Below are 21,136 nucleotides of genomic sequence, written 5' to 3'. Positions count from 1 at the left end.
GGAAAAAGGGCTCTTACACTATATTCTTCATCACACATTCCTATCTGGCACCCTTTTGACCCGGTCGGCTCGTTATATATTATTCGGCACCGTTGTTGTTGATGGTGTAATAGTACATGCCCTGTGTACCGGGATAAAAACCTGCTATCTGCACGGTACTGTTGCTGACGAGCAATTGCTGGAGATCGGCCACGGCACCAACTGGTATGTTGTTGATACCTGTAATGATAAAGCCCTTACGGATCTTGGCCTGATGGGCCAGTGCCCCTGTACCGGCGTCAGAGACCACTATGCCTTTATCTATGCCATACTTCTCTTTCTCGCTATCGGTAACGGGGCGGAAAGTAGCACCCAGCATCCTGGCAGATGAATTGCTTTTCAGAATATCGGTAGTACCGCTGAAATTGGTAAGCTGCACATTGGCGGTCATCATCTTGCTACTGCGGTTGAACATTATGCTGATGTTGTCGCCGGGACGGTAGCGGGCTATCTGGCCCTGTACATCCGATGCGCTGTTCACAGGCACACCGTTTATCTGGGTTATTATATCGCCCTTCTTCAGACCGGCCTTTGCAGCGCCACTATTTGCCTTGATGTTGGTAATGTACACCCCTTCGGTCTTATCGAGGCCCGCAGCAGTAAGCGCTTCGGGGCTGGCGGTGCGGCTATCCAGGTATTCTACACCCATGTACGCACGCTGCACGGCACCATATCGCATGAGGTCGTTGACAACCTTGCGTACTATATTGGCAGGTATGGCATAGGAGTAACCCGCATAAGAACCGGTGGGCGATGCTATGGCAGAGTTGATGCCTATAAGCTGGCCAGTGGTATTTACCAGCGCACCACCACTGTTACCCGGGTTCACGGCAGCATCGGTCTGTATGAAAGACTCGATGGGAGCGCCGGAGCGCTGCCTGTTGACCCCCAGGGCACGGCCCTTGGCACTGACTATACCCGCAGTGACGGTAGCATCGAGATTGAGCGGGAAACCCACCGCAAGCACCCACTGGCCCAGCTTCACATCATCGGAATTGCCAAACTCCATGAAGGGAATATTGCGCTCGCCCTCTACCTGCAGTACTGCTATGTCGGTAGATGGGTCGGTGCCTATCACCTTTGCCTTGGCCGTATAGCGGTCGTTGAAGGTGACAGTGACCTCATTGGCATCGGCCACCACATGGTTGTTGGTGACTATATAGCCATCAGGGCTTATGACCACGCCAGAGCCCGAACCGGTCTGCGAGGGTATATAATATTGTCGCTGGCCGAAGAGCTGGTTGAACACATCGCCCATACTATTGTCGGTGATGATGCGCGCGGCGGTGGCGGTCTTGATGTGTACCACTGCCTTTACCGACGATTCTGCGGCCAGTTCGAAACCGGCACCGGCGGGAGCGGCCGCACCGGCATAATTGACATAATTGACAGGCACTGGCCTGCTATTGGTAACAGCAAAGTGGCCCTGGTCACGGTCGAGCACACGCGATGCGACGAACAGAGTGGCCACGGACGTGAGGGCAGCTGTAGCGATAACGGGAAACAATTTATTTCTCATAGCTGTTCTGTTGTAAGTTTTTTGTTTGCAATTACTCTATCAAAAATATTGCCTTATGCCATTATGATCTTGTTAAAATGACCGCTTATGACAAGACGAAAATAAGCTTAACATACTCTTGGGCAAGCCATTATATAGGAGTGCTTTTGCTGAGACCTGGCAAGGTCATACAATGGCATTCTATATGCAGGTTCCGATTTAAAATATCTTTCACATTTGGGGCAATGATATCGGATCCGATCTGTGTAATATTGTCACTGTTTGTCAGTCTACTCCCGATCATTATGTCAGAAAAACAGTTCGCTACAATGAAAATAAAGATGTACCAGGCCGATGCCTTTACCGATAGATTGTTCAGAGGCAACCCGGCGGCGGTGTGCATGCTGCCCGAATGGCTGCCAGAGACAGCTATGCAAGCCATAGCCGCAGAGAACAACCTGGCCGAGACCGCATTCATAGTGACCACTGATGTGGGGTATGAGATACGCTGGTTCACCCCTACAGTAGAGGTAGACCTGTGCGGGCATGCCACACTTGCTGCGGCACACATCATATTCCAGCATTACAATGCTACGGCATCGGAACTGGCTTTCCACTCGCACCGCAGCGGTACACTGAGGGTGACCAGGGAGAACGACCTTCTGACGCTGGATTTTCCTGTAGATACATACGAGAAAGTGGCCACGCCTGCCGCGCTGGTAGAAGGACTGGGTATAGAGCCTATGGAGACCTTCAAAGGAAAGACGGACTATATGGCGGTACTGCCGTCGGAGCAGGATGTTATCAGGCTTCGCCCCGATCTTGCCGCTCTTGCCACACTAGATGCCCGGGGCATCATAGTGACAGCAGCAGGTACGGATGTGGACTTCGTATCGCGCTTCTTCGGCCCGCGATCGGGCATAAACGAGGACCCGGTAACGGGATCGGCCCATACTACCCTTACCCCCTACTGGTCGGCAGAGCTGGGGCGCGACAAGCTATCGGCCATACAACTATCGGAACGCAAGGGCTACCTATGGTGCAAGATGCAGGGCGAACGCGTGGCCATAAGCGGCAATGCAGTGACCTTTCTGCAGGGCGAAATAGAATTTTCCTGATAAAAGGTGTGAACATTGGAGTATACTCCACCCTCTATGTTTGTGGTAAAAAAGACCATGAACAGCTTTCTTGCGACCGATACTCCACCCGATACCGATACTAATAAACAACAGGCACTTGGCATGCAGCAGGTGCTGAACCGCAACCTGCTGGAGCAGCGCATGATATTTCTGTGGGGAGCGGTAGAAGATGATAACGCCCGGGTGATAGTGGAGCAACTGTGCTACCTGGCGGGTATAGATGCTGCCAGGCCCATACACTTCTATATAAACAGCCCAGGCGGCATGGTGACGGCAGGCAATGCCATACACGATATGATGCAGAGCATAGCTGCGCCCGTATATACCTATTGCATAGGACATGCGGCATCTATGGCGGCCATACTGCTATCGGCAGGAGAAAAGGGACACCGCTACATATACCCCATGGCCGAGGTGATGATACACCAGCCCAGCATGGGTGGTTTTCGCGGCAGAATGTGGGAGATAGAGATACATGCCAAACAGATAGCCAAGGCAAAGGAGATGGCCGCACGCATACTGGCCGCTAACTGCGGAAAGGATACAGACCGCATAAAGGAGGACTTTGACAAGGACCACTGGATGGATGCGCAGGAGGCTATAGCCTATGGTATAGTAGACAAGATAGTGGCAGCCTAGGCGCACATACTTATCTCGGTAAGGGGTATGATGTGGTCTATCTGCTGGCCCTGCATCTGCAGGCGGGCTATTTGCAACCTGTGCTTGTAGAGGAGCAGCTTATCTACCTGGGCATCGAGGTGTATTATCTTCTGCTCTATGATGCGGAAGGTGGTATCGCGGTCCAGGGCATCTACCTGGCGGCGCACTATTATCTCGCGTATCTCCTCCAGCGTGAAGCCCAGCGACTTGAGGTTGCGAATGGCGATGAGGGTCTGCAGCGTTTCGGCGGGATAGTCGCGGTAGTTATTATCGCGGCGATCCTGCTTCGATAGCTCTATGAGGCCTATCTTTTGGTAGTACCTGATGGTATCTTTGGAAAACCCCGATGCTTTTGCCAGCTCGCCTATCAGCATGATGTAAAGCTAGTGAAAAGTGTTCGGAAGTATTTAGGTATCTTTACATGGTATGGAACAAAAATTCCGATTGGACAGGACCGCATTCAAGGCCATCAACGCTAAGGACGCTGACGACCATGTATCGTACTGGCGGAACAAGACATTGCGGGAAAGGCTTGAAGCAGCTTTTTACCTGATCAACCAGGCGTATGGCACCACCAACCAAACCAGGCTGGACCGTACTGTATTTTCGGTAAGAAAGCGGGATCGATAGATCCGGCATTTGCTCCTTTATGGGCATTTTCCACCATCCGAAATATTTTTTCTTCCGGAACTGTAACAAGATGCTTAATTTGACGATATAGTATTTGTCAAACCATACATCATTATATAATGTTACAGATCTCCAACCTTTCCAAGACCTATCCTAATGGCGTGCAGGCGCTGAAGGATGTATCTCTTACCATATCGAACGGCATGTTCGGGCTGCTGGGGCCCAACGGGGCTGGTAAATCGTCGCTGATGCGTACGATAGCCACCCTACAGGATGCGGACACCGGTACTATCACCTTCAACGGTATAAACGTACTGACCCAGAAACAGGAACTACGCAAGACCCTGGGTTACCTGCCGCAGGAGTTCGGTGTGTACCCGAGGGTATCGGCAGAGGAAATGCTGCACTATATAGCCAGGCTGAAGGGCATAACCAACGATAAAGAGCGCAAGGAACTGGTGAAGGCCCTGCTGGAACAGGTGAACCTGTACAACCATCGCAATAAGTTCCTTGGCGGCTACTCGGGCGGTATGAAACAGCGCTTTGGGATAGCACAAGCCCTGATAGGCGACCCCAAGCTGATAATAGTGGACGAACCTACTGCCGGCCTGGACCCCGCAGAGCGCCTGCGTTTCAACAACCTGCTGAGCGAGATAGGTGAAAATATAGTAGTGATCCTATCGACCCATATAGTGGAGGACGTAAGCGAACTGTGCAACGACATGGCCATAATAGCAGGTGGTAAGGTGGTGCAGCGCGGTGTGCCGCAGGAAATGCTGAACGCCTTTGGCGGCAAGATATGGAGCAAGCAGGTGGCCAAGGACGAGGTGGCAGGCGTGCAGGAGCAGCATAGGCTGGTACTCTCTAAACTGTCGGGAGGGAAAATGGTGGTGCATATATATAGCGATACCGACCCGGGCAATGGGTATGTGCAGGAAAAGGCCACACTCGAGGACATCTATTTCGCTAATATCTCCTAACCCATTCAACACTTACAGCAATGTTCAGTTCGATATTCTCATTCGAGGTCAGGCGGCTGTTACGGTCGGCCTCTACCTATATATACTTTGTAGTACTGATAGCGGTAACTGCATTCGTGGCCATGCTGGCCGGCGGCATGTTCCCCGAGGCCAAGTTCGCCTTTGGCGGAGAGAAGATATATGCCAATGCGCCTGTGATAGTAGATGCATTCTTTTCGTTCATCAATAACTATGTAGGTCTCATCATCATAGTGGCCATAGTGGGCAATGCGGTATTGAAAGATTTCAAATTCAATACCTATTCCATGATATTCACTACGCCTGTCACCAGGTTCAATTACCTGTCGGGGCGTTTTGCGGCATCTATGATGGTAGCCATGCTGGTGCTTACCGGGCCTGCCTTCGGCCTGATGATAGGCTATGCCATGCCCGGCCTGAACCCCGACCGTATAGGCGCCTTTATGCTGGCGCCGTATATACATACCTACTGGCAGACGATAGTGCCAAATACGCTCATATTCGGCTCCATTTTCTTTGCAGTGAGCCTTATATCGCGCGATATACTGGTGATATGGCTTTCGCTGATAGCGTTCTTTGTGGCCAATGGTGTGGCATCTTCTACATTCAGTTCGCTGGAGCTACGCTCTGTAGCGGCCCTCGCCGACCCTATGGGCACCTTTGCAAAGCGCACCCTCACCCGCTACTGGAGCACCCATGACAAGAACCATCAGGTGATGCCCATGGAAGGCCTCTTCCTGGTGAACAGGCTGCTGTGGCTGGGCATAAGTGTGGGCATATGGGCCATTGGGTACAGGTTCTTCTCTTTCTCTTCTACCCCGCGTCGTATATCGTTCCGTGCGCCCAGGCCTACAGTGGCAAGCGGCAAAATGAGCTTTGTGCCTGCGTTCTTCCGCAAGGGATCGCTGCCGCATACCAATCCCGATCACTCTACCCGCGCCATGCTGCAGAACATGTGGGGACTGTCTGTGAACGAGTGCAAGACACTGATACGCAATACATCTTTCCGTATCATACTGTCGTTCGGCATGACACTGCTGCTGCTGGTATCGACCCAGATAGGCAAGATATATGATACTACCACCTACCCTGTGACGTATACGGTGGTAGAGTATTTCAGCGGCACCTTCAACCTGTTCATGGTCATACTGACCATACTATTCAGCGGGGAGCTGGTATGGCGTGCCCGCGAGCACAGGATGAGCAATATACTGGATGCCCTGCCGGTGCCCAACTGGGTGTTCTACATCAGCAAACTCAGCGGCCTGCTGTTCATGCAGGTGATACTGCAGACCATAGTGGTGATATGCGGCATGATAGTGCAGGTATCGAAGGGATATACGAATTTCGAGATAGGTGTGTACATAAAATATGCCTATGGCTTCGGGCTCATAGACCTGTGGCTGCTGTCGGTACTGGCCATCTTCATACAAACACTTTCATCCAATAAGTTCCTTGGGTATTTCATTGTGGCCCTGTTCTATTTCTGGAACAGCACCTTCGCATCGCTGGTGCTGAAGCATAAGCTGTTCATTTTCTCATCCGATCCGGGGATAATGTATTCTGACATGAACGCTTTTGGCCACCTTACCTATCCTTACTTCATATTCAAGCTGTATTGGGGTGCATTGAGCGTAGCGCTGGCAGGGCTTACCAGCCTGCTGTGGGCGCGTGGCACAGAGAAAAAGCTGGGCCTTAGGCTGGCCGATGCCCGGCATAAGGAGAACAGGCGATCGTGGGTACTGGTGGCAGGTGCGCTGCTGGTGTTCATAGGCTGTGGCAGCTTTATCTACTACAATACCGATGTGCTGAACAAGAACCTGACCGATACCGAGCAGGAGAAAAAGTCGGTGGACTACGAAAAGAGGTTCGCACGGTACAAGGGTATACCACAGCCCAAGATAACAGATGTGAAGCTGAATGTGGACATATACCCGCAGCAGCGCAGCCTGCATACTGCGGGCACATATGTGCTGCAGAACAAGACCGATGTACCGGTAGACTCTATACACATACTGATGCCGGAGGATATAAAGGTACGCAGCATGACCCTGGCGCGTAGCGCAAAGCAGGTATACTATGACAGTACAGTAAGCTACCGGATACTAAGGCTGGACCAGCCCCTGCGCCCGGGTGATACCCTCACACTTTCCTTTGTTATAGATATGGTGAGCAAAGGCATAGAACATTCATTCGACGGACTGAGCAAGCCACTGTACAATGGTACGTTCGTGAACAACCGTTCGTTCCTGCCCATGATAGGCTATAGTACCGACTTCGAGCTATCGGACAATAGCGACCGCAAGAAGTATGGCCTGGGCTACAGGGCCACCGGCAATGCCATAGGCGATACAGTGGCATGGAAGAGGAATCTCTTCATACACGATGCCGACTTTGTGACACTGGAGGTGACCATGAGCACCGTGCCCGACCAGATAGCCGTAGCGCCCGGCTACCTGCTGCGCGAGTGGAGCGCGAACGGCCGCAGGTATTTCCACTATAAGATGGACAACCCGATATTGAACTTCTACTCCTTTATGTCGGCAAGGTATAAGGTAAAGAAGGATAAGTGGAATAACACCAATATTGAGATATACTATCACCCGGGCCATGAGTACAACCTGGACCGTATGATAGGCGGCATCAAGAAGTCGCTTACCTACTATACCCAGGTGTTCTCGCCCTACCAGCACAGGCAGGTGCGTATACTGGAGTTTCCCCGCTACGCTACCTTTGCGCAGTCGTTCCCCAATACCATACCGTTCTCTGAGGGTCTGGGCTTTATAGCCGATGTGACGGCCGATAAGGACAATGTGGATTACCCCTTCTATGTAACGGCACATGAGGTGGCCCACCAGTGGTTCGCCCACCAGGTGATAGGCGCCGATGTAGAGGGATCGAACCTGCTGTCGGAGTCGCTGGCTCAGTACGGATCGATAATGGTGCTGGAACGCGAATATGGCGAGGAAAAGCTGCGCAAGTTCCTGAAGATAGAGATGGACAAGTATCTTTCTACCCGCTCTTCAGAATCGGAAAAGGAGAGACCCTGGATGTATGCCGACGTAGGACAGGGCTATATACTGTATCAGAAAGGCGGTATACAGATGCATGCCCTGAACAAATACCTGGGCGAGGACAGCATGAACCATGCCATAAAACGCTTTATAGACAAATATGCGTTCCAGGGACCGCCCTACCCCACTACCCGCGAACTGGTGAACGCTATACGCCAGTCTACACCGGATTCTATGCAGTACTTTGTTACAGATGCCTTCGAGAAGATAACGCTCTACGACAATAAGCTGACCGAAGCCAAACTAAAAGGTGCGGAGGGTAATTATTCGGTAGATGTAACGGTGGACTCTAAAAAGATGTATGCCGATAGTACAGGCAAGGAGACCGATGCACCGGGCAGCAACTATGTAGAGATAGGCGTGTATAAGAAAACAGTGGGCGCATCGGAAGGCAGGAAGAAACTGGCCTACATAGCTAAGTACAAGCTGGCGCCGGGTGTGAATAAGCTGAACATTCCGCTGACCTTCAAACCCTACCAGGTGATAGTGGACCCACGCGTACTGCTGATAGACCGCAAGCAGGACGATAATGAAATGTATATAGACAAGGATGAAAAGGGAGAGAAGAAAGAGAGCAGCGGCTCATCTGTAAGGGCACAGCGCGGATAGAACATAATGATATAGAACAGTGTAGCGGAGCGGCCATGGCCGCTCCGTTTATTTTGGGGTATACTGTGTAAATTTGGGTATGCAAGCGGTAACACAGGCACAGGTAAAGAAGATAACGGGCAGCGACATATTAGAAGAGCAGGATATGCTGGCCACAGAAGAGCCACTGGAGATAAGGCTGAGTTACTATACCCAAGCAGGCTATACGGCCAAGAGCATATCGGTGACGATGCGCACACCGGGCAATGACCTGGAGCTGGCAAAGGGCTTTTTGTACACAGAGGGTATCATCAGCTCGCGGGAGGATGTGACCGAAACGCGGCATGCATCGGACACGAACGGCAATGTAGTATATGTGACGCTTGCGCAAGGGGTAATGCCCGACATAGTAAGACTGGAACGTAATTTCTATACCACATCGAGCTGTGGGGTATGCGGAAAGGCATCGATAGAGGCCGTACGCACTGCCTGCAACATACTAGACACAAAAGACCATATAGAGATACCGCACAGCACCATTTACACACTGCCCGCCACGCTGCGGGCGCAGCAGAGCGTCTTTGAGCATACGGGTGGACTGCATGGGTGTGCAATATTCGATACCACAGGGAACCTGGTAATGACCCGGGAAGACGTAGGCAGGCACAATGCACTGGATAAACTGATAGGCGCCGCCATAGACAATGGCCTGCTACCCCTGAACGACCATATACTGCTGCTGAGTGGCCGGGCCAGCTTCGAGCTGGTGCAGAAGGCCGCCATGGCAGGTATAAAGGTGATAGCTGCAGTAGGCGCGCCATCGAGCCTGGCCGTACAACTGGCCGACGAATGGGGCATGACGCTGGTGGGCTTTCTGCGGGGCGAGCGTTTCAATATATATACGGGAGCACAAAGAATAGTAATTTAGCAGCGGTCAACAGGAAAAAATGAAGATACGCATCAAGGGAAATTCGGTTCGCATAAGGGTGACAAGGCCGGAGGCTGAAAAACTGGCAGCGGGCGAAAGCCTGCAGGAGACCACTATGTTCCCCAATGGTACATTTACCTATGCCCTGCAAAGCAAGACCGGCATTACCGGGCTGGAAGCAGGCTTTGCCGCCGGCACCATGACCATGTATATGCCTGCCCCGCTGGCCGCTGTATGGGCGGGCAATGATACTGTAGGCTATAGCAACAGCCTGCCGCTGCCCGGTGGCGGATCGCTCTTCCTGCTGCTGGAGAAAGATTTCAAGTGCATAGATGCGGAGGTGACCGAGGACCAGTCGGATAATTATGAAAACCCATTGATATCCTGCGAATAACACTCTTTATTGAAACGCCCACTTTAGGATAGATCTGGAACTAGAAGAACTATACGACCGGTACAAGGACATGGTCTTCAACCTGGCCCTGAACTATGTGCAGAACTATGAGGATGCACAGGAGATAACACAGGATGTGTTCGTATCTGTATACCGGTCTATGGCCTCGTTCGATGGCCGCTCCACTGTATCTACCTGGATATACCGTATAACTGTGAACCGCTGCCTGGATGTGATAAAGGCGCGTAAGCGTAAGAAACGGTTCGGTTTTATAACCGCTCTATTTGATGGCGAAGGGAAGGAAGATGTGCCCCATTTCGACCATCCGGGTGTGCAACTGGAACACAAGGAAACATTAGAAAAATTATTTACATACATAAATGAACTGCCCGAGAACCAGCGGACGGCCCTGCTGCTGAGCAAGACCGAGCAACTGCCACAGACCGAAGTGGCAGAGATAATGGGGCTGAGCGTAAAGGCCGTAGAGTCGCTGACACAGCGGGCCAAAGCCAGCCTTGCAGCAAAAATGAAGAATAGCGAAGGAAAAAAGTAAGATCGTCGTCTTAATAAAAGTACATACTATGAAAGGACCATCCTCATATGACCCCACCGACCAGTTGGACCACCTAAGAAGGGTGGAGGCGCCACCCTTCCTGCTGACGCGTATACGCCAGAGGGCAATGGAGACCTATGAGCAACGGATGACACCCGCCTTTGCATGGGCATCATCGTGCCTGCTGCTGTGTGTGTTCGCCATGAATGCATATGTGATGATAGGCCACTGGCAGGGCGGCAATAAGATGTACGCATCGCACACCGGACAACAAATGAATGTTTTCACCGATAATACATTGTACGAATAAGCATGCAAAAGACAAGATCCATATCTATTCTTGCCGTAGGCTTATTGCTGTCCAATATAGCCCTGGTGTCATATATAGCGCTGAATACGGAACGCATACAAGGCAGGCCAATGCACCCGCCACAGGGCGGCGGCCCCAAGAACCAGATAATAGAGCGCCTGCACCTGGACAAAGAGCAGGTGGCCCGGTATGAGGAACTGATAAAAGTGCACCGTACCGAGGTGTACAATACCGACGAACAGATACGCGCACTGAAAGATGAGCTCTATCTGACCCTGGGAGAGGGCGCAACAGGCAATAAAGATTCTATAGTGAACGCCATTACCACCCTGCAGCGGAAGATGGAATATGTGCATTACGACCATTTTATGGCCATAAAGCAGCTTTGCAGGCCAGAGCAGCAGCAGGCCTTCAATGAGCTGGCAGGCGAGTTCGCACACCTTTTTGGTCCCCCACCTCATAAACGTCCGTAGGCTGTGGTGCGTGCATTGTATATATTGTTGTGCTTCCTTATGGTGGGCACGGTATCGGCACAGACCCGGCAATATGCGGTATCGTTCGTGCCCTGCTATGGCGACAATATACTTACAGCGGGCGATACATATGCAGCGGCCGGCATAGATACCGTGCAGGTGACCACGCTGCGCTTCTACATTTCGGGGATAGAGCTGATGAGGCAGGAGACCAGTGTATGGAAGGAGGCCAATAGCTATCACCTGCTGGATATGGAAGAGCCATCATCTATGCACCTTGCCCTGAACATACCCAATGGCCTTGCGTTCGATGCCATAAAGCTGCGGCTGGGTATTGACAGTATCACCAATGTATCGGGGGCCATGGGCGGCGAACTGGATCCTACAAAAGGCATGTACTGGTCGTGGCAGAGCGGGTATATCAACTTTAAGCTGGAAGGTACCAGCCCTGCCTGCGCTACACGCAAGCATGAGTTCCAGTTCCACCTGGGGGGCTATGCGGGTGCCCAGAACAGTATGCAGACCGTGGTGTTGAAGGTGAACGACAAGGATGGCGTTGCCATATCGCTGGATATTAAAAAATTCCTTTCCGGTATAGACCTGCATACCACCAACAGCATAATGATACCGGGCCCGAATGCAGTGGCATTGTCGCGCAAGGTAGTGGGCAGTTTCAGCATAGGGCCATGAGGAGGACGGTATTGTGCATATGCGTTTTATGGGCTGTGGCAGTAGCTTTCGCACCGGCCGGGAAGGCATTGTTCAAAGTACCGAAGGGGTGGCCGAGACCCGTATACGACCTAAGCCACAACCCGCTATCAGAGAAAAAGATACTGCTGGGCCGGGCGCTTTTTCACGACCCCATTCTATCTGCAGACAGTACTATATCATGCGTGAGCTGCCACCTGCAGTACTCGGCTTTTACCCATGTAGACCATAAACTGAGCCATGGCATAGCAGGCCATATAGGCAGGCGCAACTCCCCTACCCTTATGAATATGGCCTGGGGCACTCAATTCATGTGGGATGGTGCAGTGAACCACCTGGATATGCAGCCACTGGCCCCCATTGCCCACCCCGACGAGATGGCCTTTGCCGCAGACAGTGTGGTGCTGCGGTTCCGCAGGAGCGATGTGTACAAAAGGTTATTCTACGAGGCATGGGGCGATAGCGACATTACAGGTGAACGCTTCCTGAAGAGCATGGCACAGTTCATGCTGACGTTGGTGAGCTCAAATTCGAAATATGACAAAGTGATGCGGCATGAGGATAATGCTGCCTTTACACCACAGGAGGCGAACGGATACAGGCTATTCCGGGCGAACTGCGAGGCATGCCATAAAGAACCTTTATTCACCACCAATGGGTTTGCCAACAACGGCCTGCCCATAGATACCGGGCTGAACGATATGGGCCGCATGGGGGTGACCGGCAGACCCGCAGATTCCCTACTCTTCAAGATACCTACCCTGCGCAATATTGAATTTTCCTACCCCTATATGCACGATGGCCGCTTTAGCAAGCTGCGCGATGTGGTGGAACATTATGCGACCGGCATAGAGTATGGCCCCACATTATCGCCCGAATTAAGAAAGCCTATCATGCTATCGCCAAATGAGAAGGTGGATCTTGTGGCTTTTCTGCTGACACTTACTGACCGCGGTTTTCTGTTCGATACTGCGTTCTCTTTTCCGGTCGATGTTTTGGGGAGATAAAACCTTACCTCGTCAATATCCTGTTTATCTCCGAACCCTCTCCTGCAGAGTGGACGTTGAGAATGGTGCCTACCATGAGGGCTATACCTATAAAGAGTATACAGGCGGCAGAGAAACGCTGCACATAAATGACCTTGCGCACGGTAAGAAGGCGCTTGATGCGGTCGGCAAGGAATACCTTGGAAAAGTCTATACCCAGTATGATGACCAATGCCGTACCGAAGAGCACAAAACGGTACAGGCCCGATGTGCTGGCCGTAATGGCCACTGCACCAAGCCATGTGATGAACACGCCGGGATTGAGCGTATTGACCAGGAAGCCGCTCATCCATATGCGAAAGATATCGCCACCCGATATGGCTATCTGTGCCGAAGAGGGGCGTTTGGGTTTTAGTTTCCGCAGCAGGCCTATCAGGCCTATGGACATGAGCGCCACGGCACCGCCGAGACCGATATACTTCTGGTAGGGTGCAAGATACTGCAGCCAGGAGGCAGCTATATTGGCTATGGTAACATAGAGCGCATCGCTCACCGACACCCCCAGCACAAAGGCCAGGCCGGCCTTGTAACTGAAATTGAGACTATACCTGATGATGGCGAACAAGGTGGGCCCCACGGATATGGCCATGAACAGGCCTACGAGTATCCCCTTTATCGCCGCGTCTGCGATATGCATATGGCAAGTTAAAAAAAATGGCCCAAAGAACATGCCGCTAACATGCCCTTAGTGGAAAGATAATTATTGTATATTCGCATAGATAACATTCAACCATTACTTTTAAGACCGGATCAAATCAACTGCAATGAAGCGTTCTACCATCCTACTGCTACTCAGCATCATCCTTTCATCGTCGGCGGCCTTTGCACAGTATACTTTCCCGCTGCCGGAACTTGTAAAACTGCCGTCGAAGAACGCCAGCGATTTCGAGACCATAATGCTGGAAAAGGATTATTCGCTGCAAACAAAACTTTCGGACCAGGTATCGAAAGTATATACCAGCGACAAGGCAGGTGTGAACGACAAAAAATATACCTTCGTGCGCCGCCAGGTGCCCAATGCCGCCGTAGGCATCACCTTCACCACCACCGACAAGAAGTACTACCTGGACATAAAGGCCAAGCTGGCTGCAAGCGGTTATAAATTCGTGAAGGAAGAACATAAGACAATAGAGAAAGTGGAAGCCACATGGTATCATTACAGCAATGGCACCATGAACGTGAGCATCTGTTCTTATACTACCGATGCCAACTGGTTCGCAGTGCAGGTACACCTGTAGGTCAGCCCCCAAGGGCTTTGAGACATTTTTTCATATCGATACCTTTTTTGAGAACGGCGGCAAATATGTCGCCTTTCTTTTTTATACGCGTCAGTATGTTCTCTATAGTATGGTCGGAAGGCAGAAGGCCATCCTTTACCTCGCTCCAATCGAGGGGTGTAGATACCGTGGCTCCCGGCTTGGGGCGCAGGCTATAGGGCGAGGCCAGTGTCTGTCCCCTGCGGTTCTGCAGGAAGTCTATATAGATCTGGTTCTTGCCGCGCTTGCTAAGACTGCGCTCCAGGCTGGTGAACTTCGGCAACTGCTCGTGCGCCATCACTGCTACCAGGTGGGCGAAATCCTTTGCCTGCTCATAGGTATATTTCGCACCCAGGGGCACATACACATGCAGGCCCGTTGCACCCGATGTTTTGGGGTAAGAATCGGCACCGGCACGGTCCAGTATCTCTTTTATCACATTGGCGGTCTCTATCACCTGCCCAAAGGTATTCTTCTCGGATGGGTCTATGTCCAGTACCAGGTAGTCGGGGTGGTCGGGTCTAGTAACGCGTGAGCACCATGGGTTGATCTCTATACAGCCCAGGTTGGCAAGATAGAGCAAGGTGGCCTTCTCATTGCACACTATATAGTTTATCTCTTTATCGGCACTCTCAGAGAACATTTTGTAGGTGTCTACCCATTCGGGGGCATTATCGCCGGCATCTTTGTGAAAGAAACCCGGAGAAAGTATACCATTGGGCATACGCAGCAGCGACTGGGGCCTGTCTTTCAGGTATTTGCCCATATAAGGGTATATGGTGTTGTAGTAGTTGATCACATCGCCCTTGGTATAGCCCTCTTTGGGCCAGAAGACCTTATCGGTATTGGTGAATATGAGGGTGCGGCCGCCTATGGTCTGTTCCTTATCGCTTATGGCTATATCCTTTACCGGTTCGGCCTTGTTCTTTGTTGCTGTTCTCATGTTCTTCGTTTTATGTGCTTGTATGGGGCCGCCATCTTTTACTTCCTCGTGTACGTCCTGCGCTTCTTTATCTACACGCAGGCCCATGAATACCGGGTGCCTGCGGTTGCCACCTTCGGTGACCTCGGTATATTTGATATTGCAAACAAGCCGGGGCACTACCCATGTAACAGCCGAATTAACGGGTACCCGCACACCAAAGGGCGATGTATCTGTTCTCAATGGCTGCAACCGGTCGTATACCTGCCGCAGTGTCTTATCGTCAAAGCCGGTACCTGTATGACCTATGTACACCAGCTTGCCATTTTTGTAAACGCCCAGCACCAGCGCACCGAACAGTTTTCGCCCACCACGGGGAGCAGTATAGCCTGCAATGACGGCCTCTTCGGTAAGTATGTGCTTCACCTTCAGCCAAGATGAGGACCGTGTACCCTCGTGATAGGTACTATCGGCGCGCTTGGCTATCATACCTTCCAGCCCCGATGTTTTTACGGCCTTGAAAAAGTCCTTCCCCCTGGCAGCTACATGATCGCAGTACGATATGATGTTGCTTTCGGGCAGCAATTTCTGTAGTATGGCCTTGCGTTCCAGCAATGGCTTGTCCTCAATAGATATGCCGTTTACCTTAAGGCAGTCGAAAACATAGTAGCATAGCGGGGTGCTGCTATCGTACTGCTGCAGTAGCTGAAAGCTGGGCTTGCCGTTCTCATCGAGCGCTACTATCTCGCCATCCAGTACTAGGCCTTGTTTTTTTATCTTCTTTAGAGCCTCGTACACTATGGGATAGTCTGTCTCGAAAGAAAGGCCGTTGCGTGAATACAACCGCACATTACCCTTATCTACCTCTGCAACGGCCCTATATCCATCCCATTTTATCTCAAAGATCCAATCCTCATTATCAAAAGCGCCCTCGTGCAGCTTTGCCAGCATGGGCTTTATGAAGTGCGTATACTTTTTATTGGTGCTGGGCGGGTGGCGCTGTTTGTAGGTCTTAGGCGCCGGTTCTTCTTCCCTCTTCGGTAACAACTTCACTTTTTTTTTACCACACTCTTCTCCCTACGCGCGGCAGTATAGGCCAGCGAGCTCTTTTTTGCATGGTCCTCGCTGTTGTAGGGCTCGTCGGTGGCATACTTATCCTTGTGCTTTATGAGCAGCCACGACCTATCACCCTTATGCATATCCACAAGTGCGAATTCGCCCTTTAGCTTCCTGCCCTTCATGCGAAACTTGATACTGCCTGCTTTGAGCGCCTTTGCAAAAGCCGCCTGTGTAATGACATTACCATCCTCGTCTACGGGCTCATAGGTACCATGGTCCCATACATCTACATGACCTGCTCCGTAGTTGCCCTCGGGTATATCGCCCTCGAAGGTGGCATAGCTGATTGGATGGTCCTCTACCATCATGGCCAGCCGGCGGTCGGCAGGGTTAAGGGAGGGACCCTTGGGTACTGCCCAGCTTTTGAGCGTACCATTCAGCTCCAGCCGAAAGTCGTAATGCAGGTGCGAGGCATGGTGCCGCTGCACGGTGAATATGAGTTTATCCGTCTTCCCCGAGGCTTTCGCCTTTCCTTCCGGCTCTGGCGTATCGGCAAAATTCCGTTTCTTTTTATACTGCTGCAGGCTCATCAGGATGCTTTTTTACGCGGTGTAAGACTGGCTTTGAGCTGCGCCATCAGGTCTTTCGATCGGCTGCTTTCTATCTTTATGGCAGGCGTTGTTACTTTCTTGCCCTTGGCCTTGGCCTGTATTATCTTCAATAGGGCCTCGTCATAAGTATCTTTGTATTTATCGAGGCTCAGTTTCTTTGGCGTAAGCTGGTTGATGAGGGTCTGCGCCATCTTCAGCTCTGCGGGTTTTACAGATATATCGCCGGGTATGTTCAGGTCGCTATATTCGCGGATCTCCTCGGGAAAGCGGATCTTTAGCAGCAGCAGTACATCGTCCTGCGCGCGCAGCAGGCATAGCGACTCCTTATTACGCATTACGAACTGGCCGATGGCCACCTTGCCGCTCTGCTTCAGGGCCTCGCGAAGCAGCACATATGCCTTCTCGCCGCCCTTGGTGGGCTCCAGGTAATAGGGCATTTCGTAAAAGGTGGTATCTATAGCATCCTCGCTGGTGAACTCGTTGATGGTGATGATCTTGCTTTTCAGCGGGGCCACCTTCTCGAAATCGGCATCGGTGAGTACCACATAGCGGTCGTTGAGCTTGTAGCCCTTCACTATATCGGCCCATTCTACCTCTTTGCCGGTATCGGCATTGATGCGGGCATAGCGAATGTTGGCATGGCCGTGTTTATCCAGCATATCCAGGTCTAGCTGGCTGTCTTGTGTGGCGCTGAAGAGTTTTACCGGGATGTTCACAAGGCCGAAGCCTATGGAACCAGACCATATAGCTCTCATAGGAAGTGGGTGTTTGGTCTTCCTAAAGTTACGGCATTACACGCCCGGCCTGCGTTGCAGGCGATCTAAAATAGGGTTAAAGAAAATAAGAAAATGCTAATTTGTTCAGCTACAACGATACATATATTATCGTAATGCCGATCCCGCGGCTATCGTTGTGCAAAGCCAAATATCTTATCGGCATTGGCAGTAGTGACGTCCGCTACTTCCTGTAGTGACACACCCTTTATCTCGGCCACCTTAGCGGCTATAACGGGTATATAGCTGCTCTCGTTACGCTTGCCGCGGTAGGGCACCGGCGTCAGGTAGGGCGCATCGGTCTCCAGCACTATATGCTGCAGGGGTATCTCTCTTACTACATCGGGCAGTGTACCCTTGGTGTAGGTAACAACGCCACCTATACCCAGGTACAGCCCCAGGTCGGCTATCTGCCTTGCCTCGGCCACCGTGCCGCTGAAGCAGTGGAATATACCGCCCAGCTTGCCGTTCTGCTTGCGGCGCACCACATCTATACATTCAGGGGTGGCCTCGCGGCTGTGTATCACTATGGGCAGATCGTACTGCAGCGCAAGGTCTATTTGTGTTTCAAAGGCTATTATCTGCTGTTCTTTCCAGGTCTTGTCCCAGTAGAGGTCTATACCTATCTCGCCTATGGCGTAGAACTTACGTTTTTGCAGCCATTCGGTAACAGTGGCCAGCTCCTGTTCGTAGTTGTCCTTCACATAGCATGGGTGCAGGCCCATCATGGGCAGGCAGTTGGCAGGCCAGCTATCGGCCAGCTGCAGCATATCAGCTATGGTACCGCTATCGCAATTGGGCATATACATGCGCTGCACTCCTGCATCCAATGCCCGGGGTACCTGTTGCTCATCGGCCATCAGCCGCTCGTCGTATAGATGGGTATGTGTATCTACGAATGTCATGAGGCGCAAAATTACCGCATTATATACTAATGATGCGCTAAGGCAGTGCAGCCATGCGCCAGCCTTTGCTATGGCAGTACTGCAATACGGCAGGCAGTGCATGGCGAAGGCGTTCCCATGCCTTCTCGCTATCGTGAAAGACCACAATAGAGCCGGGAACGATGTGTGCAATAACATTATCGGCACACTGCTGCGGTGTAATGGTATTGTCGAAATCGCCGCTGAGTATATCCCACATATATACCTTCCAGCCGGTACCGCGTTTTGCCAGTTTGTGATATTGCGACAGCTTTATCCTGCCATATGGCGGGCGGAACAGTGGGCTATCTATATGCTTTGCGGCCTGGTGTATGTTCCTGATGTAGTGGTCTGCGGTGGTCTTCCAGCCATTGAGGTGGTTGTAGGTATGATTGCCTGTTCGGTGACCGGCAGCCAGTACGGTCTTGTAGGTATCGGGATAGCGGGCCACATTATTGCCTACGCAGAAAAAGGTGGCATGGGCATCGTACTTCTTCAATTCATCCAGCACGAAAGGCGTTATCTGCGGATGGGGACCATCATCGAAGGTGATGTATACCGTATCGGCAGTGTGCTGCGAATGGTCCCATACCATACCGGCGGGGAAAAAACATTTGAGCCAGCCGGGGTTCTTTACCCAGTAAGATGCCATATAGCAAAGATAAAAGGGATCAGTATGCTCAATATCCTGCGTTCGCCATCTCTTTCACAGGGTTCACCTTAGTGGCATCGGTGACAGGCATAACACCTGAAAGGCCCAGCATATGGCGCTGCTCTATGGTGCGCACGGCAGCGCGGCGCTCCAGGTGCTGGCCTACTATGGTCTTTATATCGCGGCAGGCCATGTGCAGTATGTCGTTCTTCAGGCGCAGCTCGCGCGCCATGCGCGCTATGACGAATAGGAACACCACACCTATGGCCACCAGCGCATAAGTAGCAGCTATGAGCACCGAAAGATGCGGAGCGCCTATGGCATTGCGCACATCGGGTGTGTATAGCGCCTTGTTCAGCAGGCTGAACGGATAGATGCGATGCATGAGCACCGCAAAGGCGATACCACCGAGGCTTAGGACATAGCAAGTGAATTCGGCGATGATGAGGGTACTGCTGCTGAGCAGGCGCTGTGCGGCAGGACGACGGAGGGCAGTAGCGAGAGGGTCCAGCACTTCAAGCTGGTCGTTTATCATTATCCTTTCTTCTCTGAACTCTGCCAGCAGATCGTCCTTCAAGGTAGTTAATGACATGGGTAAGATAGTTTAATACAAAAATAATATGGCTATAACTAGGCCGGAACCACAAAAAATCCACACAGTGTTAGTAACTGTGCGTATACCGGCGATATGGGGGTATATTTGTAAGTACAGTTCTGACACATAATGTTCTCGTTCTTTCATAAAAAAATGCCCCTGCACATACCCGCTGATATTTACTCGTTCCTGGTAATGGGTATAGATGGCAATACCATAGACCTGTCGGTATACAGGGGCAAGAAAATGCTGATAGTGAATACGGCCTCGTTCTGCGGCCATACGCCCCAATATGAACAACTGGAACAGCTTTATGAACAGTACCATGACGGGCTGGTGATATTAGGATTTCCCTCGAACGATTTCCTGTTCCAGGAGCCACTGTCGAACAGGAAGATAGCCATGTTCTGCTCCTCCCGCTTCGGTGTCACATTTCCCATGGCGGCCAAGGTGCATGTGAAGGGCAACAAAAAAGCACCCATATACCACTGGCTCACCGAAAAACAGTACAACGGCCATGCCGACAGTGAAGTAAAATGGAACTTTCAGAAGTACCTGGTAGATGAGAAAGGCAGACTAACGCACATCTTTGCGCCAGAGATGGCACCGACCGATACGGCCATCATTGCAGCCATAGAAACGCCTGCCGCAGAGTAATGGCACCATATTTTCGCACGGGTGTCTTGCACCATTTGCACATTAGCAGTAAATTTGATACACATTCACACTAAACACATCCATCATGCCTTCATTCGATATAGCCAGCAAGGTAGACCTGCAGACACTGGACAATGCAGTGAACATAGCCAAGAAAGAGATAGACAACCGTTACGACTTCAAAGGTTCGCATGTATCCCTGGAGCTGAACAAAAAGGATATGACCATTGCCATAGAGGTAGATACGGACATGAAGCTGAAACAACTGGAAGACGTGCTGCTGACCAAAGCCATGCGCCAGGGCCTGGAGGCCAACTGCTTTGATATGAGCAAGGAGCATTCGGCATCGGGCAAGCATATACGCAAGACCATAACCATACGCAATGGTATAGATAAGGACAATGCCAAGAAAATAGTGAAGCTGATAAAGGATAGCGGCATAAAGGTACAGGCAGCTATAATGGATGACATAATACGCGTAACGGGCAAAAAGATAGACGACCTGCAGGAAGTGATAGCCCTATGCCGCACCGCAGGGCTGGAACTGCCCCTGCAGTATGTGAATATGAAGGCCTAAGATAGAGAGTATAACTTCGCGGCATATGAGCATATCCAAAGTAGATATAGCTATGGAAAATGATGAACTGACC

At 51.4% G+C, this 21,136-nt stretch carries 23 protein-coding genes; 14 read left to right on the top strand and 9 right to left on the bottom strand.

Annotated elements, in window-relative coordinates; genetic code table 11:
* Window positions 1-79: 79 nt before the first annotated feature.
* Entirely contained in the window at window positions 80-1,558 is a 1,479-nt protein-coding gene (locus ABD843_RS03350) for a trypsin-like peptidase domain-containing protein (protein ID WP_345078494.1), read from the bottom strand.
* Window positions 1,559-1,842: 284 nt separating this feature from the next.
* Here ABD843_RS03350 and ABD843_RS03345 point away from each other — a divergent pair, with 284 nt between their 5' ends.
* The gene (locus ABD843_RS03345; protein ID WP_345078491.1) at window positions 1,843-2,655 is read left to right on the top strand and encodes a PhzF family phenazine biosynthesis protein; all 813 of its coding nucleotides are present in this window, start codon (window positions 1,843-1,845) and stop codon (window positions 2,653-2,655) included.
* 36 nt (window positions 2,656-2,691) lie between these two features.
* Window positions 2,692-3,315, top strand: a complete 624-nt coding sequence (locus ABD843_RS03340) for a ClpP family protease (RefSeq protein WP_345078489.1) — start codon at window positions 2,692-2,694, stop codon at window positions 3,313-3,315.
* On the opposite strand, the gene ABD843_RS03335 is transcribed toward ABD843_RS03340, so the two are convergent.
* The gene (locus tag ABD843_RS03335) at window positions 3,312-3,710 is read right to left on the bottom strand and encodes a MerR family transcriptional regulator (RefSeq protein WP_345078487.1); all 399 of its coding nucleotides are present in this window, start codon (window positions 3,708-3,710) and stop codon (window positions 3,312-3,314) included. The two genes, ABD843_RS03340 and ABD843_RS03335, sit on opposite strands and share 4 nt — an antisense overlap.
* Window positions 3,711-4,085: 375 nt before the next feature.
* On the opposite strand from ABD843_RS03335, the gene ABD843_RS03330 reads away from it, so the two are divergent.
* The 9 genes from ABD843_RS03330 to ABD843_RS03290 all read left to right on the top strand — a co-directional run bounded on the left by ABD843_RS03330 (window position 4,086) and on the right by ABD843_RS03290 (window position 12,999).
* Window positions 4,086-4,946, top strand: coding sequence for an ABC transporter ATP-binding protein (locus ABD843_RS03330; protein ID WP_345078485.1), 861 nt, complete (start codon window positions 4,086-4,088; stop codon window positions 4,944-4,946).
* 20 nt (window positions 4,947-4,966) lie between these two features.
* The gene (locus ABD843_RS03325; protein WP_345078483.1) at window positions 4,967-8,647 is read left to right on the top strand and encodes a M1 family aminopeptidase; all 3,681 of its coding nucleotides are present in this window, start codon (window positions 4,967-4,969) and stop codon (window positions 8,645-8,647) included.
* A 79-nt stretch (window positions 8,648-8,726) separates the two neighbouring features.
* A complete protein-coding gene (gene fdhD, locus ABD843_RS03320) occupies window positions 8,727-9,554 on the top strand; it encodes a formate dehydrogenase accessory sulfurtransferase FdhD (protein ID WP_345078481.1) in 828 nt (275 codons plus the stop codon).
* 19 nt (window positions 9,555-9,573) lie between these two features.
* Window positions 9,574-9,948 carry a DUF7009 family protein gene (locus ABD843_RS03315; RefSeq protein ID WP_345078478.1) on the top strand — a complete coding sequence of 125 codons (375 nt, stop codon included), beginning with the start codon at window positions 9,574-9,576 and terminating at the stop codon, window positions 9,946-9,948.
* A gap of 28 nt (window positions 9,949-9,976) precedes the next feature.
* Window positions 9,977-10,501, top strand: coding sequence for an RNA polymerase sigma factor (locus ABD843_RS03310; RefSeq protein ID WP_345078763.1), 525 nt, complete (start codon window positions 9,977-9,979; stop codon window positions 10,499-10,501).
* Between the two features lie 28 nt (window positions 10,502-10,529).
* A complete protein-coding gene (locus tag ABD843_RS03305) occupies window positions 10,530-10,811 on the top strand; it encodes a hypothetical protein (RefSeq protein WP_345078475.1) in 282 nt (93 codons plus the stop codon).
* Between the two features lie 2 nt (window positions 10,812-10,813).
* Window positions 10,814-11,284 (top strand): hypothetical protein, encoded by a 471-nt coding sequence (locus ABD843_RS03300; RefSeq protein WP_345078473.1) that lies wholly within the window; start codon window positions 10,814-10,816, stop codon window positions 11,282-11,284.
* Window positions 11,285-11,287: 3 nt separating this feature from the next.
* The gene (locus tag ABD843_RS03295) at window positions 11,288-11,974 is read left to right on the top strand and encodes an MbnP family protein (RefSeq protein ID WP_345078471.1); all 687 of its coding nucleotides are present in this window, start codon (window positions 11,288-11,290) and stop codon (window positions 11,972-11,974) included.
* 35 nt (window positions 11,975-12,009) lie between these two features.
* Window positions 12,010-12,999, top strand: coding sequence for a cytochrome-c peroxidase (locus ABD843_RS03290; protein ID WP_345078469.1), 990 nt, complete (start codon window positions 12,010-12,012; stop codon window positions 12,997-12,999).
* Between the two features lie 4 nt (window positions 13,000-13,003).
* On the opposite strand, the gene ABD843_RS03285 is transcribed toward ABD843_RS03290, so the two are convergent.
* Window positions 13,004-13,675 carry a LysE family translocator gene (locus ABD843_RS03285; RefSeq protein ID WP_345078466.1) on the bottom strand — a complete coding sequence of 224 codons (672 nt, stop codon included), beginning with the start codon at window positions 13,673-13,675 and terminating at the stop codon, window positions 13,004-13,006.
* Window positions 13,676-13,802: 127 nt separating this feature from the next.
* On the opposite strand from ABD843_RS03285, the gene ABD843_RS03280 reads away from it, so the two are divergent.
* Window positions 13,803-14,276, top strand: a complete 474-nt coding sequence (locus ABD843_RS03280) for a hypothetical protein (RefSeq protein WP_345078463.1) — start codon at window positions 13,803-13,805, stop codon at window positions 14,274-14,276.
* Window position 14,277: 1 nt separating this feature from the next.
* Here ABD843_RS03280 and ligD read toward each other — a convergent pair whose 3' ends face one another.
* The 6 genes from ligD to ABD843_RS03250 form a co-directional block, all read right to left on the bottom strand.
* Complete coding sequence (gene ligD, locus ABD843_RS03275; protein WP_345078460.1) at window positions 14,278-16,263, bottom strand: DNA ligase D; 1,986 nt, start codon at window positions 16,261-16,263, stop codon at window positions 14,278-14,280.
* A 2-nt stretch (window positions 16,264-16,265) separates the two neighbouring features.
* Window positions 16,266-16,865, bottom strand: a complete 600-nt coding sequence (locus ABD843_RS03270) for a DNA polymerase ligase N-terminal domain-containing protein (RefSeq protein WP_345078457.1) — start codon at window positions 16,863-16,865, stop codon at window positions 16,266-16,268.
* The gene (ku, locus tag ABD843_RS03265) at window positions 16,865-17,641 is read right to left on the bottom strand and encodes a non-homologous end joining protein Ku (RefSeq protein WP_345078454.1); all 777 of its coding nucleotides are present in this window, start codon (window positions 17,639-17,641) and stop codon (window positions 16,865-16,867) included. The genes ABD843_RS03270 and ku overlap by 1 nt, the downstream gene beginning before the upstream one ends.
* Before the next feature lie 149 nt (window positions 17,642-17,790).
* Window positions 17,791-18,564, bottom strand: coding sequence for a TatD family hydrolase (locus ABD843_RS03260; RefSeq protein ID WP_345078451.1), 774 nt, complete (start codon window positions 18,562-18,564; stop codon window positions 17,791-17,793).
* 37 nt (window positions 18,565-18,601) lie between these two features.
* The gene (locus tag ABD843_RS03255) at window positions 18,602-19,234 is read right to left on the bottom strand and encodes a polysaccharide deacetylase family protein (RefSeq protein WP_345078448.1); all 633 of its coding nucleotides are present in this window, start codon (window positions 19,232-19,234) and stop codon (window positions 18,602-18,604) included.
* Window positions 19,235-19,262: 28 nt separating this feature from the next.
* Entirely contained in the window at window positions 19,263-19,826 is a 564-nt protein-coding gene (locus ABD843_RS03250) for a hypothetical protein (RefSeq protein WP_345078445.1), read from the bottom strand.
* A 156-nt stretch (window positions 19,827-19,982) separates the two neighbouring features.
* On the opposite strand from ABD843_RS03250, the gene ABD843_RS03245 reads away from it, so the two are divergent.
* Together ABD843_RS03245 and ABD843_RS03240 are read left to right on the top strand one after the other, a co-directional pair.
* Complete coding sequence (locus ABD843_RS03245) at window positions 19,983-20,486, top strand: glutathione peroxidase (RefSeq protein WP_345078442.1); 504 nt, start codon at window positions 19,983-19,985, stop codon at window positions 20,484-20,486.
* Window positions 20,487-20,571: 85 nt separating this feature from the next.
* Complete coding sequence (locus ABD843_RS03240; RefSeq protein WP_345078439.1) at window positions 20,572-21,063, top strand: YajQ family cyclic di-GMP-binding protein; 492 nt, start codon at window positions 20,572-20,574, stop codon at window positions 21,061-21,063.
* Window positions 21,064-21,136: the final 73 nt, after the last annotated feature.

Source organism: Nemorincola caseinilytica, from assembly GCF_039540515.1.
In the GTDB taxonomy this organism is placed as follows: Bacteria; Bacteroidota; Bacteroidia; order Chitinophagales; family Chitinophagaceae; genus Nemorincola; species Nemorincola caseinilytica.
This window is presented reverse-complemented; position numbering and strand designations above follow the sequence as displayed.

What these genes read in the sequence shown, in the direction of transcription:
- ABD843_RS03350 (WP_345078494.1), bottom strand. Translation starts at nt 1,558, where the DNA reads ATGAGAAATAAATTGTTTCCCGTTATCGCTACAGCTGCCCTCACGTCC.
- ABD843_RS03345 (WP_345078491.1), top strand. Translation starts at nt 1,843, where the DNA reads ATGTCAGAAAAACAGTTCGCTACAATGAAAATAAAGATGTACCAGGCC.
- ABD843_RS03340 (WP_345078489.1), top strand. Translation starts at nt 2,692, where the DNA reads ATGTTTGTGGTAAAAAAGACCATGAACAGCTTTCTTGCGACCGATACT.
- ABD843_RS03335 (WP_345078487.1), bottom strand. Translation starts at nt 3,710, where the DNA reads ATGCTGATAGGCGAGCTGGCAAAAGCATCGGGGTTTTCCAAAGATACC.
- ABD843_RS03330 (WP_345078485.1), top strand. Translation starts at nt 4,086, where the DNA reads ATGTTACAGATCTCCAACCTTTCCAAGACCTATCCTAATGGCGTGCAG.
- ABD843_RS03325 (WP_345078483.1), top strand. Translation starts at nt 4,967, where the DNA reads ATGTTCAGTTCGATATTCTCATTCGAGGTCAGGCGGCTGTTACGGTCG.
- fdhD (WP_345078481.1), top strand. Translation starts at nt 8,727, where the DNA reads ATGCAAGCGGTAACACAGGCACAGGTAAAGAAGATAACGGGCAGCGAC.
- ABD843_RS03315 (WP_345078478.1), top strand. Translation starts at nt 9,574, where the DNA reads ATGAAGATACGCATCAAGGGAAATTCGGTTCGCATAAGGGTGACAAGG.
- ABD843_RS03305 (WP_345078475.1), top strand. Translation starts at nt 10,530, where the DNA reads ATGAAAGGACCATCCTCATATGACCCCACCGACCAGTTGGACCACCTA.
- ABD843_RS03300 (WP_345078473.1), top strand. Translation starts at nt 10,814, where the DNA reads ATGCAAAAGACAAGATCCATATCTATTCTTGCCGTAGGCTTATTGCTG.
- ABD843_RS03285 (WP_345078466.1), bottom strand. Translation starts at nt 13,675, where the DNA reads ATGCATATCGCAGACGCGGCGATAAAGGGGATACTCGTAGGCCTGTTC.
- ABD843_RS03280 (WP_345078463.1), top strand. Translation starts at nt 13,803, where the DNA reads ATGAAGCGTTCTACCATCCTACTGCTACTCAGCATCATCCTTTCATCG.
- ABD843_RS03270 (WP_345078457.1), bottom strand. Translation starts at nt 16,865, where the DNA reads ATGAGCCTGCAGCAGTATAAAAAGAAACGGAATTTTGCCGATACGCCA.
- ku (WP_345078454.1), bottom strand. Translation starts at nt 17,641, where the DNA reads ATGAGAGCTATATGGTCTGGTTCCATAGGCTTCGGCCTTGTGAACATC.
- ABD843_RS03260 (WP_345078451.1), bottom strand. Translation starts at nt 18,564, where the DNA reads ATGACATTCGTAGATACACATACCCATCTATACGACGAGCGGCTGATG.
- ABD843_RS03255 (WP_345078448.1), bottom strand. Translation starts at nt 19,234, where the DNA reads ATGGCATCTTACTGGGTAAAGAACCCCGGCTGGCTCAAATGTTTTTTC.
- ABD843_RS03250 (WP_345078445.1), bottom strand. Translation starts at nt 19,826, where the DNA reads ATGTCATTAACTACCTTGAAGGACGATCTGCTGGCAGAGTTCAGAGAA.
- ABD843_RS03245 (WP_345078442.1), top strand. Translation starts at nt 19,983, where the DNA reads ATGCCCCTGCACATACCCGCTGATATTTACTCGTTCCTGGTAATGGGT.
- ABD843_RS03240 (WP_345078439.1), top strand. Translation starts at nt 20,572, where the DNA reads ATGCCTTCATTCGATATAGCCAGCAAGGTAGACCTGCAGACACTGGAC.